The sequence below is a fragment of the Pseudomonas sp. GL_117 genome (genome assembly GCF_057835125.1).
In genome coordinates this window covers 3,974,091-3,990,995 of sequence record NZ_CM174418.1, presented here as the reverse complement: position 1 = coordinate 3,990,995, position 16,905 = coordinate 3,974,091, and the positions used below count along the sequence as shown (strand labels likewise).

General features: G+C 62.1%; 16 protein-coding genes. 9 read left to right on the top strand and 7 right to left on the bottom strand.

Annotation, left to right across the window (positions count from 1 at the left end; genetic code table 11):
• Position 1: 1 nt before the first annotated feature.
• Entirely contained in the window at positions 2–1,237 is a 1,236-nt protein-coding gene (locus AC3ISR_RS17960) for a 3-methyl-2-oxobutanoate dehydrogenase (2-methylpropanoyl-transferring) subunit alpha (RefSeq protein WP_192296705.1), read from the bottom strand.
• Between the two features lie 195 nt (positions 1,238–1,432).
• On the opposite strand from AC3ISR_RS17960, the gene bkdR reads away from it, so the two are divergent.
• The 3 genes from bkdR (at position 1,433) to AC3ISR_RS17945 (ending at position 4,974) form a co-directional block, all read left to right on the top strand.
• Positions 1,433–1,915: a Bkd operon transcriptional regulator BkdR gene (gene bkdR, locus AC3ISR_RS17955; RefSeq protein WP_192296704.1), complete on the top strand. Its 483-nt coding sequence runs from the start codon at positions 1,433–1,435 to the stop codon at positions 1,913–1,915.
• Positions 1,916–2,095: 180 nt separating this feature from the next.
• Positions 2,096–3,721, top strand: a complete 1,626-nt coding sequence (locus AC3ISR_RS17950; RefSeq protein ID WP_463983515.1) for a methyl-accepting chemotaxis protein — start codon at positions 2,096–2,098, stop codon at positions 3,719–3,721.
• A 35-nt stretch (positions 3,722–3,756) separates the two neighbouring features.
• Complete coding sequence (locus AC3ISR_RS17945; protein WP_192296702.1) at positions 3,757–4,974, top strand: cyclic di-GMP phosphodiesterase; 1,218 nt, start codon at positions 3,757–3,759, stop codon at positions 4,972–4,974.
• Between the two features lie 7 nt (positions 4,975–4,981).
• Here the strand turns inward: AC3ISR_RS17945 and AC3ISR_RS17940 are convergent, their stop codons facing one another.
• Positions 4,982–5,845: an MBL fold metallo-hydrolase gene (locus AC3ISR_RS17940; protein WP_463983516.1), complete on the bottom strand. Its 864-nt coding sequence runs from the start codon at positions 5,843–5,845 to the stop codon at positions 4,982–4,984.
• A gap of 94 nt (positions 5,846–5,939) precedes the next feature.
• Between AC3ISR_RS17940 and AC3ISR_RS17935 the strand changes: the two genes are divergently transcribed.
• The 6 genes from AC3ISR_RS17935 (at position 5,940) to AC3ISR_RS17910 (ending at position 12,958) form a co-directional block, all read left to right on the top strand.
• Positions 5,940–6,275 (top strand): ArsR/SmtB family transcription factor, encoded by a 336-nt coding sequence (locus tag AC3ISR_RS17935; protein WP_071487178.1) that lies wholly within the window; start codon positions 5,940–5,942, stop codon positions 6,273–6,275.
• A gap of 52 nt (positions 6,276–6,327) precedes the next feature.
• Entirely contained in the window at positions 6,328–7,572 is a 1,245-nt protein-coding gene (locus AC3ISR_RS17930; RefSeq protein WP_463983517.1) for an NAD(P)/FAD-dependent oxidoreductase, read from the top strand.
• Positions 7,573–8,385, top strand: a complete 813-nt coding sequence (locus tag AC3ISR_RS17925; protein ID WP_192296699.1) for a sulfite exporter TauE/SafE family protein — start codon at positions 7,573–7,575, stop codon at positions 8,383–8,385.
• A 145-nt stretch (positions 8,386–8,530) separates the two neighbouring features.
• Positions 8,531–9,706: a porin gene (locus AC3ISR_RS17920; RefSeq protein ID WP_192296698.1), complete on the top strand. Its 1,176-nt coding sequence runs from the start codon at positions 8,531–8,533 to the stop codon at positions 9,704–9,706.
• A 221-nt stretch (positions 9,707–9,927) separates the two neighbouring features.
• Positions 9,928–11,073 (top strand): nitric oxide-sensing protein NosP, encoded by a 1,146-nt coding sequence (gene nosP / locus AC3ISR_RS17915; protein ID WP_192296697.1) that lies wholly within the window; start codon positions 9,928–9,930, stop codon positions 11,071–11,073.
• Positions 11,015–12,958 carry a PAS domain-containing hybrid sensor histidine kinase/response regulator gene (locus AC3ISR_RS17910; protein ID WP_192296696.1) on the top strand — a complete coding sequence of 648 codons (1,944 nt, stop codon included), beginning with the start codon at positions 11,015–11,017 and terminating at the stop codon, positions 12,956–12,958. The genes nosP and AC3ISR_RS17910 overlap by 59 nt, the downstream gene beginning before the upstream one ends.
• Before the next feature lie 131 nt (positions 12,959–13,089).
• On the opposite strand, the gene AC3ISR_RS17905 is transcribed toward AC3ISR_RS17910, so the two are convergent.
• The 5 genes from AC3ISR_RS17905 to AC3ISR_RS17885 form a co-directional block, all read right to left on the bottom strand.
• Positions 13,090–13,755: a response regulator transcription factor gene (locus AC3ISR_RS17905; RefSeq protein ID WP_192296695.1), complete on the bottom strand. Its 666-nt coding sequence runs from the start codon at positions 13,753–13,755 to the stop codon at positions 13,090–13,092.
• Positions 13,756–13,782: 27 nt separating this feature from the next.
• On the bottom strand, positions 13,783–14,322 hold the full coding sequence (locus AC3ISR_RS17900) for a PQQ-dependent catabolism-associated CXXCW motif protein (protein ID WP_192296694.1): 540 nt from the start codon (positions 14,320–14,322) through the stop codon (positions 13,783–13,785).
• A 97-nt stretch (positions 14,323–14,419) separates the two neighbouring features.
• A complete protein-coding gene (locus AC3ISR_RS17895; protein WP_192296693.1) occupies positions 14,420–15,211 on the bottom strand; it encodes an ABC transporter permease in 792 nt (263 codons plus the stop codon).
• Complete coding sequence (locus AC3ISR_RS17890; protein WP_463983518.1) at positions 15,208–15,939, bottom strand: ABC transporter ATP-binding protein; 732 nt, start codon at positions 15,937–15,939, stop codon at positions 15,208–15,210. Before AC3ISR_RS17890 ends, AC3ISR_RS17895 begins: the two co-directional genes overlap by 4 nt.
• The gene (locus AC3ISR_RS17885) at positions 15,936–16,895 is read right to left on the bottom strand and encodes a YVTN family beta-propeller repeat protein (RefSeq protein ID WP_192296691.1); all 960 of its coding nucleotides are present in this window, start codon (positions 16,893–16,895) and stop codon (positions 15,936–15,938) included. The genes AC3ISR_RS17890 and AC3ISR_RS17885 overlap by 4 nt, the downstream gene beginning before the upstream one ends.
• Positions 16,896–16,905 lie beyond the last annotated feature (10 nt).

The following is a 16,905-nucleotide window of genomic DNA, read 5'->3' as shown; positions in this document are numbered from 1 at the left end:
GTCAGACCCCCAACTCTTGACGCTGGCGCTTCAAGTGCTCCGGCATCTCTTTATAGACGTCTTCGAACATGGTCGCGGCGCTTGGAATCTGGCCGCCGGCGAGGGTGCCGTATTGTTCGGCTTCTTTTTGCGCGGCGATGACTTCGGCTTCCAGCTGCGCGCTGACTGCGGTGTGTTCCTCTTCGGACCACTGGCCAATCTTGATCAGGTGCTGTTTGAGACGTGCAATCGGGTCGCCGAGGGGGAAGTGGCTCCAGTCGTCGGCCGGGCGGTATTTGGACGGGTCATCCGAGGTGGAGTGCGGACCGGCACGGTAGGTGACCCACTCGATCAGCGTCGGCCCCAGGTTGCGCCGCGCCCGTTCGGCGGCCCAGGCGGAGGCGGCGTACACCGCGATGAAGTCGTTGCCGTCCACGCGCAGGGAGGCGATGCCGCAACCGACGCCGCGTCCGGCGAAGGTGGTGGCTTCACCGCCGGCAATCGCCTGGAAGGTGGAGATGGCCCACTGGTTGTTGACCACGTTGAGGATCACCGGCGCGCGGTACACGTGGGCGAAGGTGAGGGCGGTGTGGAAGTCGGATTCGGCGGTGGCGCCGTCGCCGATCCAGGCGGACGCAATCTTGGTGTCGCCCTTGATGGCCGAGGCCATGCCCCAGCCCACGCCCTGTACGAATTGGGTAGCGAGGTTGCCGGAAATGGTGAAGAAACCGGATTCCTTGACCGAGTACATGATCGGCAACTGGCGGCCCTTGAGCGGATCGCGCTCGTTGGACAGCAGTTGGCAGATCAGGTCCACCAGCGGCACTTCGCGGGCCATCAGGATGCTTTGTTGGCGGTAGGTGGGGAAGCACATGTCGTCGATGTTCAAGGCCAGGGCCTGGGCGCTGCCGATGGCTTCTTCGCCAAGGCTCTGCATGTAGAACGACATTTTTTTCTGACGCTGGGCGACCACCATGCGGTTGTCGAAGATGCGCGTCTTGAGCATGGCGCGCATGCCTTTGCGCAGGATCTCCACTGGCACGCCTTCGGCCCACGGGCCGAGGGCCTGGCCCTGGTCGTCGAGCACGCGGATCAGGCCCTTGGCCAGGTCGGCGGTGTCGGCGGGTTCTACGTCGATGGCGGGTTTGCGCACGGTGCCGGCGTCGGTCAGGCGCAGGTACGTGAAGTCGGTCTTGCAGCCTGGGCGGCCCGAGGGTTCGGGAACGTGCAGGCGCAGTGGTTCGTACTGCTGGGTCATGGCTTTCTACGCTCTATCTTGTGAATTTCTTGTAGTGGGCGCGCTAGCTGACAGTCAGACCCCGGGTAGGGGAAATCTTGTCCTACAACAATCATAGGCGGGGCGTAGGAGAATATTTATCTGTGTTTCGTTGCGCTCGCGATCATTTGCGGATAAAAAAACTGCATAAACATAATAAACAGGTGATTTTGTCTCATGCGCAAACTGGACCGTACCGATATCGGCATTCTCAACGCCTTGCAGGAGAACGCCCGCATCACCAACGCCGACCTGGCCCGCTCGGTCAACCTGTCGCCCACGCCGTGTTTCAACCGGGTCAAGGCGATGGAAGAGTTGGGCTTGATCCGCGAGCAGGTCACGCTGCTGGACCCGGATTTGTTGGGGCTGCACGTGAATGTGTTTATTCATGTGAGCCTGGAGAAGCAGAACGAACTGGCGTTGCAGCAGTTTGAAGGCGCGATCTCGGATCGGCCGGAAGTGATGGAGTGTTACCTGATGGCGGGTGACCCGGATTATCTGATCCGGGTGCTGGTACCGACGATCCAGTCACTGGAGCGCTTCATGATGGACTTTTTGACCAAAGTGCCGGGCGTGGCGAATATCCGCTCCAGTTTTGCCCTTAAACAAGTGCGTTATAAAACTGCGCTGCCGTTACCGCGCGATGGCCTGATGGTGTGAATATCGGCACAAGGCAGTCGCGTTTAATCTGATGTTTAGCTAAGCAATGATATGGGTCATTTTTATTCGCGCTAATTAATAAAAAATTGCATGACGGCTCACGCTTTTTTCACATACTTTTAAACAAAGTTAAACCCGTCAGGTCGTGTCCCATGCGACCAAGGGGAAGGGTGAGCCACGATGTCCATGAGATCCTTGAAGTTGAACTTTCGTACCACATTGTGCTTCGGTGTGGTTTGTTTCTTGCTGTTAATACAGGGCGCGATGACGCTGATAAAAGTCGATAAGGTTTATTCGTCGACGGTTGAAATCGAAAGTAACTGGCTGCCCAGTATTCGCCTGGCGGGCCAGATAGATTCCACGTTCTACAAACTTCGCCTGGATCTGCGTCGTTACGCCATGGAGTTCCCTGACAAGGACCCGGCCTCCCTGGAAAAACTCAAGGCTGTTCGCGCCGAAGTACTGCAGATTGCCGAAAGCTATGCGCCGATGGTGTCGAGCCCCGAGGAGCAAGCCAAGTACAACGACGCACTCAGCGAGATCAAGAATTACAGCCAGAAAATGGATGAATTCCTCGCGCAAGCCGCCACGTTTTCCCCGGAACAAATGTCGGTGTACCTGCGCGACGTCAACGGCCCTATCGCCCGTGAAGTGCAGGGCTCCATCAATGACCTGATTGTGCTCAATGAACAGGGGTCCAAGGCGGCCGTGCAAGTCGCGGCGAGCGAACACGATGCGGCCCGCTTGTTCACTTGGGTGCTGATGGCCAGTTCGGTATTGATCGCGGTGGTCGTCGCACGGTTGTTTGCCCGCAGCATCATTGGCCCGGTGCGTGAGCTGATGATCTCGACCGGCAAAATCGCCGACGGTGATTTGCGCGTGGCGATTGCCATCAACGGCAAGGACGAACTGACCGAGCTGCAACGCTCGACTGCCACCATGCAAATGAACCTGAAAAGCACCTTGCAGCATATCTCGGAGGCATCCGGGCAGTTGGCTTCGGCTGCGGAAGAAATGAGTGCAATCACCCGTGAATCCACCGCTGGCATCGAACGCCAAAGCATGGAGACCGACCAGGCGGCGACGGCGGTCAACGAGATGACGGCGGCAGTGGAGGAAGTCGCGAGGAATGCGGTTTCCGCTTCCCAGTCGACGCAAGACTCCCAGCGCTCGGCAAGCGTGGGCCAGGAGCGCGTCACGCAAACCATCGCCTCGATCGAAAAACTCAGTGCCACGGTGCAGCAGACCGGCGTGGAAGTCGAAGGCCTGGCCAAGCAGGCTCAGGACATTGCCCGGGTGGTCGAAGTGATTCGCTCCATCGCCGAGCAGACCAACCTGCTCGCCTTGAACGCGGCGATTGAGGCAGCAAGGGCCGGGGAGCAGGGCCGGGGCTTTGCGGTAGTGGCCGACGAAGTGCGGGCGCTGGCCCACAGAACGCAAACGTCGACCCAGGAAATCGAACAGATGATTGCGAAAATCCAGGCCTGTTCGAGCGAGGCGGTGGCGTCCATGGTCCTCAATCGCAACGAAGCGGTGGATTCGCTGAAGGTCGCCCATGAAGCCGGCGTGGCCATTACCCAGATCACCCAGGCCATTACCGACATCAACGAGCGCAACCTGATGATTGCGACGGCCTCGGAAGAGCAGGCCCATGTTGCCCGGTCCGTCGATCAGAACCTGATCAGCATCCGCGACCTGTCCATCCAGAGTTCGTCGGCGGCCGGGCAAACGTCGGTGGCCAGTCAGGAACTGTCCCGACTCGCCGTGGACCTCAAGCAGATCGTCGCGAAGTTCGCCGTGAGTTGATCATGTAGCGGGTCAAGCCTTGGGGGGGGTTATAGATGCTCAAATGCATTGCGTGTTCTCAGGTCAGCCTGGGCATGTACCTTCATAAACTGGATGGCCCGTGGATCGGCCACGGGTTCTGGAAGAGCAGCTTTTTATTGGACCGCGAAGACGACCTGCAGCGTTTGTTGACGTCGCAGGTCCAGCGGGTCTGGATAGACACTGCCAAAGGCTGCGACACGCCGCCGCCCGCCCGACCGGCCCAGGTTACGCTCAGCAGCCCGGTCAAAACGCGCCCGGTGGAACCGACTCCGGCAGAGACAAAGGCGGAGGTCGCGCGCGCAGTGAGGGTGTGTGCGGTCGCCAAACGTGCAGTGGTCAGTATGTTCAGCGACCTGCGCATGGGGCGGGCGGTGGATGTGCATCATGTGGCCGGCCTGGTGGAAGAGATTTCGCAGTCCATGCTGCGCCATCCCCATGCCTTGCTCAGCCTGGTGCGGCTGAAAAAGGCCGACGAATACACCTACATGCACTCCGTCGCGGTCAGTGGCTTGATGATCGCGCTGGCACGGCAGTTGGATCTCTCTGCGGAGCTGGTCCAGGAAGCCGGGCTGGCGGGGTTGTTTCATGATGTGGGGAAAATGATGATTCCCGAGGCGATTTTGAACAAGCCGGCCGGGCTTACCGAGGTGGAGTTTCACACCGTCCGCCAGCACCCGGTGGAAGGCGCCCGGTTGCTGCGTCTCTGCCCGCAGATCAGTGCCTTGGTGCTGGATGTGTGCCTGCATCACCACGAAAAATCTGACGGCAGCGGTTATCCCAATGGCTTGCTGCAAGAGCAGATCAGCCTGTTCGCCCAGATGGGGGCGGTATGCGACGTCTACGATGCGATCACCTCGGAGCGCCCTTACAAGCGCGGCTGGGGGCCCGCCGACGCGATCCGGAAAATGGCGGAATGGAAAGGTCATTTCGATGATCAGGTGTTCCAGGCGTTTGTGCGCTGCGTAGGGATTTATCCCGTCGGCGCCTTGGTGCGCCTGGAGAGTGGGCGCATTGGCGTGGTGGTCGAACAAAGCCCGAAATCGCTGCTCACCCCCAGGGTCAAGGTGTTTTTCTCTGCACGTTCACGCTTGCCGATTCCCCAGGTTGTGGTGAACCTGGCCGAACAAAGCGACAAGATTGTCGGCCGGGAAAATGCCGAAGAGTGGGGCTTCAAGCACGTCGACGAACTGTGGTCGGGGCTTGCCCCCTCCAAGACGTCGTATTTTGAGTGACATCGATTCAGAGCTGGTTGAGCGGGATTTTCAGATACACCACCCCATTGTCTTCCGCCGGCGGCATATTCCCCGCCCGTACATTCACCTGGATCGCCGGCAGCAGTAGGGTCGGCATGCCCAGGCCCGCATCGCGTTGGGTGCGCATCGCCACAAACTGCGCCTCATCCACCCCGTCATGCACATGAATATTCCCGGCCCGTTGTTCCGCCACGGTCGTCAGGCATTTCGCCGTGCGGCCCTGCGGTGGGTAGTCATGACAGACGTACAGTTCAGTCTCCAAGGGAAAGCTCAGCAACTTGCGCATCGACCCATACAACTGCCGCGCATCGCCGCCGGGAAAGTCGCAGCGGGCGGTGCCGACGTCGGGCATGAATAGCGTGTCGCCCACCAGGATCAGCCGGCCATCGATCAGGTAGGCCATGTCCGCCGGCGTATGCCCCGGCACGTGCAGGGCCTGGGCCGTGAGGTTGCCGATATGAAACACCTCATCCGGCGCAAACAGATGATCGAACTGCGAGCCATCGGCGCGAAACTCCGGCTCCAGGTTGAACAGGTTCTTGAACACACCCTGCACGGTGCTGATGCACTGGCCGATGGCGATCTTGCCGCCCAGGGTGCGCCGCAGGTAAGGCGCAGCGGACAGGTGGTCGGCGTGGGCGTGGGTTTCCAGCAGCCATTGCACGTGCAAGCCCCGCTCGCGCACGAAGGCGATGACCTTGTCGGCCTGGGTGGTATCGGTACGCCCCGATGCCGGGTCGTAATTGAGTACCGAGTCGACGATGGCACACGGGCTGCCGTGGTCTTCATAGACGACGTAGGTGTAGGTCGACGATGCCTCGTCCAGAAAGGCTTGAATCAACGCTGGCATGGCGGCTGTCCCCGGTGGAGAAAAAAGTGGTTACAATCAGTTTACGTTTTCACATAATGTTTTGAGCTTAAGTGACGCAAAGGACCCGAGGCAAATGGAATCTACTCTGAGTGAAGGCGAAGTCGCCCAGTTGCGCGCATCGGCGTCCAAGGCCTGTTCATTGCTCAAGGCGCTGGCCAATGAGGACCGCCTGCTGATCCTCTGCCAACTGACCCAGGGCGAACGCAATGTCGGCGAGTTGGAAACCATGACCGGCGTGCGTCAGCCCACACTGTCGCAGCAGCTGGGCATCCTGCGTGATGAAGGGTTGGTCGCCACCCGCCGGGAAGGCAAGTACATCTACTACGGGCTGGCCAGTCACGAAGTGATCCAAGTGATGAAGACCCTGTCCGGCCTGTACTGCGGCGCGGTCATCAAAAGTTGGGCGTGACGCCATCCGGCAGCGCCCCTTGTGTGCATTGAATAAAAAAAGGCAATAGACCATGACCGACCAACACTGGGGACCGACCATCAGTGGCGATATCGTAGTCATCGGCGGCGGCTCGGCAGGCATCGGCCTGCTGGCCAGCCTGCTCAAGCGCGACCCCCACCTGAACATCACCCTGATCGAACCCAACGATTACCACTGCTACCAACCTGCCTGGACTCTGGTGGGCGGCGGTGCCTACGACGTGCGCAAGACCCGCCGGCCCCTGGCCGATGTGTTGCCCAATGGCGTTGCCTGGATTCAGGCTGCCGTCAGTGAACTGCTGCCAAACGAGCGCACCCTGGTCCTCGACAGCGGCCAGCGCGTCACCTGGCAAAACTTGATCGTGTGCCCCGGCCTGCGCCTGGCCTGGGAGCAAATCGAAGGATTGCAAGCGACCCTCGGGCACAACGGCGTCACGTCCAACTACAGCTACGAACACGCGGCCTACACCTGGCAACTGGTGCAGCAACTCAAGGGCGGCAAGGCGATCTTTACCCAGCCCGCCATGCCGATCAAATGCGCCGGCGCGCCGCAGAAGGCCATGTACCTGTCCTGTGATCATTGGCTCAAGCAGGGCGACCTGCACAACATCGAGGTTGAATTCAACCTCGCCGGCGTGGCGCTGTTCGGCGTGCCGACGTTCGTGCCGCCGCTGATGAAGTACGTGGAGAAATACAACGCCCGCCTGACCTTCAGGTCCAACCTGATCAAGGTCGACGGCCCGGCCCGCAAAGCCTGGTTCGAGGTGCACGACGCTGACGGCACCGTCACGGTGGAAGAACGATTCTTCGACCTGTTGCACGTGGTCCCGCCCCAAATCGCCCCGGATTTCATCCGCCAAAGCCCGTTAGCCGACGCCGCCGGCTGGTGCGAAGTGCACCCCCACAGCCTGCAACACCTGCGTTACCCGCATATCTTCGGCCTCGGTGACGTGTGCTCCACCAGCAACGCCAAAACCGCTGCGGCGGTGCGCAAGCAGATCGTGGTGGTGGCCGAGAACCTGCTGGCCCTGCGTCAACAGGCGCCGCTGCCGCTCAAGTACGACGGCTATGGTTCGTGCCCGTTGACGGTGGAGAAGGGCAAGGTGGTGCTCGCCGAGTTCGGCTACGGCGGCAAGCTGTTGCCGACCTTTGCCCTGGACCCGACCCGTGCGCGCCGTTCGATGTGGTTGCTCAAGGCCACGTTGCTGCCGTGGTTCTACTGGAACGGCATGCTCAAGGGCCGTGAATGGCTGACCCGTCTGAGCAAGGTGGACTGAATGCTGCTCGCCACGGTGTTGGGATTATTGATGGGCCTGGTGATGGGCCTGACCGGCGCGGGCGGCGGCATCCTCGGGGTGCCGGCGCTGGTGCTGGGGTTGGGCCTGAGCATGACCCAGGCCGCGCCGGTGTCGTTGCTCGCGGTGGGCGCGGCGGCGGCGGTGGGGGCGATCGACGGTTTGCGCCACGGCCTGGTGCGCTACCGCGCCGCGCTGCTGATCGCCTTGTTGGGCGCGTTGTTTTCGCCGGTGGGTGTGTTCCTCGCCCATCAACTGCCGGAAGCCGTGCTGATGGGCCTGTTCAGCGCACTGATGGTGCTGGTGGCCTGGCGCATGTTGCAGCGCGAGAAAACCGAGCCGGGGCCAAGTGATCACGGCACCTCATCCTGGGGCCAGAAGAACTGCATGCTCAACCAGCAGACCGGACGCCTGGCCTGGACCGCCAAATGCAGTGCGACCCTGGCGGCGTTGGGCGCGGTGACAGGCGCTGTCTCCGGGCTGCTCGGCGTCGGTGGCGGCTTCCTGATCGTGCCCGCGTTCAAGCAGCTCACCGATGTACAGATGCGCGGCATCGTCGCCACCTCGTTGATGGTGATCAGCCTGATCTCGTTGATCGGCGTGGCGGGCTCATTCCATGCCGGGGTGCGGATCGAATCGGTGGGCTGGGTGTTTATCGGCGCGAGCATCGTCGGCATGCTCGCCGGCCGGCGCCTGTGCTCGGTGATTCCTGCGCGCACCTTACAGGTCGGGTTTGCCGGCCTCTGTGTACTGGTGGCGGTCGGCATGTTGATCAAGGCCGGTCTTACGCACTAAGTGCCGGGCCTGGCTTACGCCGAACTTGCCGGGCACCCGCGGCCCGCCCAAAGCACCCGCAAACCAAGGCCAAGGCAGCGTAGGCCGTGGCTTGCGGGGTTTCGATAATCGCCTCCGACATCAAGTCCCCGTTGCGGAGCGCGCCATGCATAACAATAAGAATGTCCCCCTGCGTCTGTTGCCTGCCTTCATCGTCGGCCTCGGCCTGAGCCCATTGGCCAACGCCGAAATCATGCTGTACGACAAGGACGAAACCACCTTTTCCACCGATGGCTACATCAACGCCTTCTACGTCAACAGCGACGTCGACCGCGCGGGTGACAAGTACGACCGCCGCCAGGCCCGCGTGAAGATGGGCTTCTTGCCCAACTACCTGGGCTTCAACATGAGCAAGCAGGTCGACGACCTCAAGCTCGGCGCCCGCGCTTCGTTCTGGGTGACCATCAACGACAGCGAAACCAACGGCACCGACACCGCCATCGACGTGCGCCAGTTCTACGGCACCGTGGCCAACCCGGAGTGGGGCGAAGTGCTGATCGGCAAGGACTTCGGCCTGTTCGCCCGCTCCAACATCCTGCTCGATGAGTTGCTCGCCGGTTACGGCCAGGTCAGCGATAGCCTCGGCCTGGTGGACGGCGGTGGCGTGTCGTTCGGCAACATCGGCAGTGGCTACCCGTACCCGTTCCCGAGCTCGCAGATCACCTACCGCACCCCGGTGATGGACGGCCTGCGCGTCGCCGTCGGCATCCTGGACCCGGTCGACACCAACGACAGCAGTGCCCTGGGCAAGGCCTACCAGAAGAACCCGCGCACCGAGAGCGAGATCACCTACCAGTTCGACGTCGGCGGCGCGAAGATCTACAGCTGGCTCAACGGTAGCTACCAGACTTCCGACAACACCGACTCCAACGTCGCCAGCGTCACCTCCAAGGGCCTTGGCTACGGCGTGCAGGCCAAGATGGGCGGCTTGTCGCTGACCGGCTCGGGGTTCCAGGCCAAGGGCATCAACCCGTTCTTCACCAACAACGCCGGGGAGGCGACGTTGCGTAATGTCGACAGCAACGGCTACCTGGTGCAGGGCTCGTACAAACTGGGCAAGAACCGCCTGGCGCTGTCCTATGGCAAGACCAAGGACGACGGCAATGGCGTGGTCGGCAGCGGCGCGGATTATGAAACCCGTGGGATTGCGCTGTTCCATGACGTGAATGCCAACCTGAAGCTGGTGGCGGAGTACAACCAATTCCAGATCAAGGGGCATGACACCAATGCGCAGAATGAAGACACCGACACCTTTGCCGTAGGTGCTGTCTTGACTTGGTAACGCAGTCATAAATGTGGGAGCGGGCTTGCTCGCGAAGACGGAGTGTCAGTCAACAGATTCATTGGCTGATTCACCGCTTTCGCGAGCAAGCCCGCTCCCACATTTTAGTCTCCAGTGTTTATCAGAGTCTCATCCCAACGCATCCCCCCACCCAGTACCCAAGTAGCATAGGGCCCACCCCTCGGCCTTCGTACACTGACGCCTTAGAGGGGGAACCAACGATGCACAACAGTGAAGGCGTAGTCAGTGCCATGTCCCAGGCCACCGATGCCGGGCAGGCCGCCGAAGAGTTGGCCCGGCAGTTGCTGCACCCGTACCTGGGTTTCGTGCTGTTTTTCTGCTCTGCGTCCTATGACCTGCAGGCCCTTGGCCAAGCGCTGCAACAGTGCTTCGGCAAGGTGCGCGTGGTCGGCTGCACCAGTGCCGGCGAGATCACGCCCCAGGGTTACGGACGCAACTGCATCACCGCGATGGGCTTCAACCACGCGCACTTTTCCATCGCCACCGAGCTGATCGATCAAGTCGAGCACTTCAGCCTGATCGGTGCCCAGGACATGGTCGAACGCCTGGTCGGCGGCTGTCGCAGCAACACCCTGGCGCCGATCAAGGGCAACACCTTCGCGCTGACCTTGCTCGACGGGCTGTCGAGCCGGGAAGAAATGGTCCTCGCCGCCCTCAGCGCGGCCCTGGGCGACATCCCGCACTTCGGCGGTTCGGCCGGCGACGACAACTTCCTCACCCACACCCACGTGTACTTCAATGGTGTGTTCCACAGCGGCGCGGCGGTGGTGGTGCTGGTCAATACCTGGCTGGATTTCGAGGTGTTCACCACCCACCACATCCTGCCGCGTACCGAAAAACTGGTGGTGACCGGCGCCGACAGCCCGTCACGCCGGGTGTTCGAACTCAACGCCGAACCGGCCGCCGAAGAATACGCCAGGCACATCGGCGTAGCCGTGGCCGACCTCGACCACCGCGTCTTCGCCGCTCACCCGTTGGCAGTGCGTATCCACGACCAGTACTACGTGCGCGCTATCCAGCAAGTGCACGAAGACCTCAGCCTGAGTTTCTACTGTGCGGTGGAAAACGGCATCGTGCTCACCGTGATGCGGCCCGGGCCGATCCTGCCGAACCTGCAAAGCCTGTTCGACGGCCTGCACACGCGCCTCGGCGACCTGCTGCTGACCATCGGCTGCGACTGCTTCCTGCGCCGCATGGAGTTGGAAGACAACGGCGACCTCGAACACATCGGCAATTACCTGCGCGAGAGACGGGTGCTGGGCTTCAATACCTACGGAGAACAGTTCAATGGCATGCACATCAACCAGACCTTCACCGGGGTCGCCATTGCCCGTGGCCGACGCTGAACTGCGCGCCCAGGTCGCCCAGCTGCAACAGGCCAATCACAAATTGGCGCGGATCAACGCGGCCCTGATCGAGCGCATCGAATCCGGCATGACCCAGGGCAACAACCCGTACACCACGTTCCAGCATTCGGTGGTGCTTGCCGAACAGGTGCGCGAACGCACCGACGCGCTGAACCAGGCGATGGCCGAACTCAAGGCCAGCAACCACCTGCTGATCAACGCGCGGCTGCGCGCCGAAACCCTGCGCGGCGAGCAGGCCGCGGCGCAAAAAGCCCAGGAAAGTGAACGCTGGATTCGTCTGATCACCGACAACGTGCCGGCGCTGATCGGCTACCTCAACGCCGACCTGGTCTACGAGTTCACCAACAAAGTCTACGAAGAATGGTACTGCTGGCCGCGCGGCATGATGCTCGGCCAGAGCCTGCGCGAAGTGCACAGCGAGCAGCACTGCCAGCGCCTCGACGCTTACGTCGCCCGCGCCCTGGCGGGTGAGAGCGTGACCTTCGAATTCGCCGAAACCAACATCAACAACCAGGAGCGCTACATGCTGCGCTCCTACGTGCCCAACCTGCTCGCCAGTGGCGAGGTGGTGGGGATCTTCGTGCTGATCCGCGACATCACCGAACGCCGCCGCACCGCCGAGGCCCTGCACCAGGCCTATCAGCACCTGGAGCAGCGCGTGGCCCAGCGCACCTCGGAACTGACTGCGCTCAACGATCAGTTGTTGCAGGAAATCGACGAGCGCCGACGCATGGAAACCCGCCTGCGCGAAGCCAAACAAGAGGCGGAAAAGGCCAACCTGTCGAAAACCAAGTTCCTCGCCGCCGTCAGCCATGACTTGCTGCAACCGCTCAACGCCGCACGCCTGTTTACCAGCGCACTGCTGGAGCGCCCCAGCGAAACCCTGGTGCGCAACGTGAGCAACTCCCTGGAAGACGTGGAAAACCTGTTGGGCACCCTGGTGGATATTTCCAAGCTCGACGCCGGGGTGATCAAGGCCGACATGGCGCCGTTCGCCCTCAGCGAACTGCTGGAAAACCTCGCCGCCGAATACACCGAACTGGCCCGCGCCGAAGGCCTGGAGCTGCACTTTGTCGGCTGCTCGGCGCTGGTGCGCAGCGACATCCAGCTGCTCGCACGAATCCTGCGCAACCTGCTCAGCAACGCGCTGCGCTACACCTACCAGGGCCGTGTGGTGCTGGGCTGCCGACGCCAGCAGCAGCGTTTGCTGATCCAGGTGTGGGACAGCGGCATGGGCATTGCCGAGGAGCGCCTGGAGGAGATTTTCCAGGAGTTCAAGCGCGGTGACGTCCAGCGCCCGGACCAGGATCGCGGGCTGGGCCTGGGCCTGGCCATCGTCGAGAAAATCGCCGGAATCCTTGGCCATCGCATCAGCGTCAAATCCTGGCCGGGCAAGGGCTCGATGTTTAGCGTGGAAGTGCCGCTCAGCGCCACCGCGCCCAAGTCGCTGCCGATGCCGTGCATGAGCGAAGCGCTGCTGGAACGTTTGCAGGGCGCGCGGGTGTGGGTGCTGGATAACGACGCGGCGATCTGCGCGGGCATGCGCACCTTGCTCGAAGGCTGGGGTTGCCGGGTGACCACCGCCTTGTCGGAACAGGACCTGGCCCGGCAGGTGGACAACTACCATGCCGAGGCGGACCTGCTGATCGCCGACTACCACCTCGACGACGACCAGAACGGCGTCGACGCCGTGGCCCGCATCAACGCCCGGCGCGGCACTGCGATCCCGGCGTTGATGATTACCGCCAACTACAGCAATGAACTCAAGCAGCAGATTCGTGAGTTGGGGCATACGTTGATGCACAAGCCCGTGCGGCCGATGAAGTTAAAGACAGCGATGAGTCACTTACTCGGCCGCCCCTGACAAAACGCAGATCAAAATGTGGGAGCGGGCTTGCTCGCGAATGCGGTGGGTCAGTCAATGAATCCAGTGACTGACCCACCGCATTCGCGAGCAAGCCCGCTCCCACAGTGGATCTCCATAGGGCAGGGGGATCAGCGGCGCAGGTACGAGCCGAAGTCGATATCGCCGGCACTCAGGATCGCCTGCACCCGGTTATGCACATTCAACTTGCGCAGGATCGCCGACACATGGGCCTTCACCGTGGTTTCGGCAATCTCCAGCGTGTAGGCGATCTGCTTGTTCGATTCGCCCTTGGTCATCCGCTCCAGCACCAGCAATTGCTTGCGGGTCAGCGCCTGCAGCAGCTCCGGGGCAAAGCCCGGGGTGTCGTTCATGCGGCGTTGGCTGGGGTTTTTCTGGGTGCGGATGATGTCGGGCGGCAGGTATACGTTGCCGTTGAGGATCTGCTGGATCGCTTCGGTCATTTGTTGGCGCGGCGACGACTTGGTGATGAACCCCACGGCGCCGTAGGTGATGGCTTGCAGCACGATCTGCTTGTCCTGCTCGGCCGAGACGATCACCACCGGGATGGTCGGCGATTCGTTGCGCAGGTTGATCAGGCCATTGAGGCCGTGCATGCCGGGCATGTTCAAATCCAGCAGGATCAGGTCAAGGTCGTCGTGGTCCTGGGTCAGCGCGAGGGCGCTGTCGAGGTCGGCGGTTTCCATCACTTCGCTGCCGGGAAAGCCGTCGCTGATGACGTTGTGGATCGCCTCGCGAAACAGCGGGTGATCGTCGGCAATCAGGATTTTGTACATGGCCGTTCACCTTCTTGTTGTGGTTTTTTATTGAAAGGGCTCGGGTGTCGCAGCCATCACTGGCAGTTTTGCCGCTTCCCATGCATCCAGGCCATCGCGATACCAATACACCGAGGTATAGCCCAGATTGGCGGCTCGTTTTACCGCGTTCCAACTCAACCAGCAATCGGAGCGGCAGTAGAAGACCAACGGCCGGGTCAGCTGACCGCCGGTGAATGTGTACAGGTGGCGTGCGAAGTAGCTTTGCCATTCGGGCGTGAGGTCGCCGTCGCCGGTATTGGCCAGCCAGTGGCTGCCGGGCAGGTTGGCGTGGGGCTGGTCTTCGATGAAGCGGCCTTGCAGGTATTGGCGCCGGTACACATCGATCAACACCGGCGCCGGGGTCTGGGTGAGCAGGGCTTGCAGGGCAGGGGTGTCGACGATGGTCGCACCGGGCGCCTGTGCCGGCGTGGGGCTGCGGTACAGGCTGATGCGGTAGCCGTCGGTGGAAAACAACGGCGCCTCAGCCTGGGCGTTGGCGCAGAGCAGGCACAGCAAGGCCAGCAGGGGCAGTCGGGCGGGCAGCATGGCAGGTCAATCCTTATCGTTATGCGGCCATTACACGTCAGTCCCGCTGCCTTGGGAATGCGACGATAGACACGAAAACCAGTACTAAAGGAGTAGATCAGCCGTTTTTGCGCAGGGCGGCATGCTGCGGATTGAAGGTCAGCACCGCCAGCACCGTGAACACCACGGTCAGCCCCAGGCACACCAGCAGGGCCAGGCCGGCGAAGCGTTGGTAGAGGGCAAAGCGCACCAGTTCCACCGCGTGGGTGAACGGGTTGACCGCGCACAGCCAGTACAGCCACTCGCTGGAATCGCGCATCTTCCACAGTGGGTAGAGCGCCGACGACAGGAAGAACAGCGGGAAGATCACGAAATTCATCACCCCGGCAAAGTTCTCCAATTGGCGTATCCCATTGGACAGCAGCAAGCCCAGCGCGCTGAGCATCAACGCCACCAGCAACAGCGCCGGCAAGGCGATCAGCAAGCCCAGGGCCGGCGGTTGCACACCATACACCCAGGCAATCGCCAGGAACCCGTAGACCTGCAACAGCGAAATCAACGAGGTCGCCAGCAGCTTGCTGCACAGCAAAAACGTGCGCGGCAGCGGGCTGGTCAGCAGTACGCGCATGCTGCCCATCTCACGGTCGTAGACCATCGACAGCGAGCCCTGCATGCCGTTGAACAGCAGGATCATGCAGGCCAGCCCCGGGATGATGTACACCTCGTAGGGGATGTAGGTGTCGTAGGGTTCGATCACCGAGATGCCCAGCGCTGCACGAAAGCCTGCGGCGAAGACCAGCAGCCACAGCAATGGCCGCACCAGGGCGCTGAGGAACCGTGTGCGCTGCAAGACAAAACGCAGCCATTCGCGCAGGACGATGCCGCTGAAACACTGCCAGTAGGCGTTCATGCCGCCACCTCTGCGTGGGTCAGTCGTGCGAACAAACCGCTCAGGTCGTCGCCTTGCTCCAGCAGCAGGTGGTCGAGTTGCCCGCTGGCCACCAGGCGGCCCCGATGCAAAATCATCAAGGCGTCGTCAGCCTGCACTTCATCGAGCAAATGGGTGGTCCACAGCACGCTGATGCCTTGTTCCAGGCACAGCGTGCGCACGTGTTGGTTCAGCGCCAGGCGGCTGGCCGGGTCGAGGCCGACGCTGGCTTCGTCGAGCAACAGCAGGCGTGGCTCGTGCAGCAGGGCGCGGGCGATTTCCACACGGCGGCGGTGGCCGCCATTGAGTTCGCGGACCTTTTCCCGGCGCCGCTCGCCGAGGGCCTGGCGCGCCAGTTCGGCCTCCACCCGCAACCCGGTCTGACGCCGCGACAGGCCGTGCAGCGCGGCGTGGTAACGCAGGTTCTGTTCGACGCTCAAATCCAGGTCCAGGGTGCTTTGCTGGAACACCACGCCGAGTTGGCGCAACGCCTCACGCGGCGCCTCGCGCAATGAATGCCCACCCACGCGGATGTCGCCGGCCTGCAAGTCATACAAGCGCGTGAGCAGCGCAATCAACGTCGATTTGCCCGCACCATTGGGCCCTAGCAACGCCGCAAAACGCCCGGGCGCCAGGCTGAAACTCACCTCGCACAACGCCTGGCGCGCGCCGTAGGAGAAGCTGATGGCGCTGGCGTCCAGCGCGTTCATGGCGTGACCACCACGCCCCACGGATAACGCCCGACCTTGACCGACTTGAGCACCTTGAGGCTGTCCACGTCGATCACCGACACGTCGCCGCTCACGCCGTTGGTGGCCAGCAACTGTTTCTCATCCGGGGTGAATGCCAGCTGCCACACACGACGGCCCACCAGCAGGTAGTCGAGGATCTCGTAGGTCTTGGCGTCGATCACCGCCACATGGTTGGCCGGGCCGAGGGCGACAAAGGCGTATTTGCCGTCGGCACTCAGCTTGATGCCCACCGGCTGCACCTTGTCCGGGTGCACGCCTTTGATCTTGAAGGTCAGGGTCTTGAGGATTGCGCGGCTGGCCACATCCAGGATGGTCACGGTGCCGCCGATTTCCGCCGAGGCCCACAGTTGCGTGCCGTCATGGTTGAATTCGACGAAGCGCGGGCGTTGGTCCACCAGGGTGCTGTCGGCCAGGGTCTGGGTGCTGGTGTCGATCCAGTGCAGCATGTTCGTGGTTTCGCTGGTGTTCACCGCCCACTTGCCGTCGGGGCTCACGGCCATGCCTTCGGGCTCGACGCCGACGTTGATCTGGCCGAGCACCTTGGCGGTCTCGGTGTCGATCACGGTGACCAGCGCGTCGTCTTCGTTGGAGACGTACAGCCAGCGGTTGTTGGGGTGCAACGCGAATTGCTCGGGGTCTTTGCCGGAGGGCAGCTCCTTGACGATCTTGCGCGTGGCCACGTCCATCACCTGCACGCGGTCCGAGTCGCTGGCGCAGATGTACAGCAGCTTGTTGTCATGGGACAGCAGCAGGCCGCGTGGGCGCTGGCCGACCTTGAGGGTGTCGGTGACTTGCAGGGTCTGCATGTCGATCAGGCTCAGGCTGTTGTCTTTCTCGTTGGAGACCCAGGCCGTGGCGGCCACGGCGTGTCCGGCGGCAAGCAGCAGGGCGCAGGAGAGCAGGGTGCGGCGCATGGCGTATTCC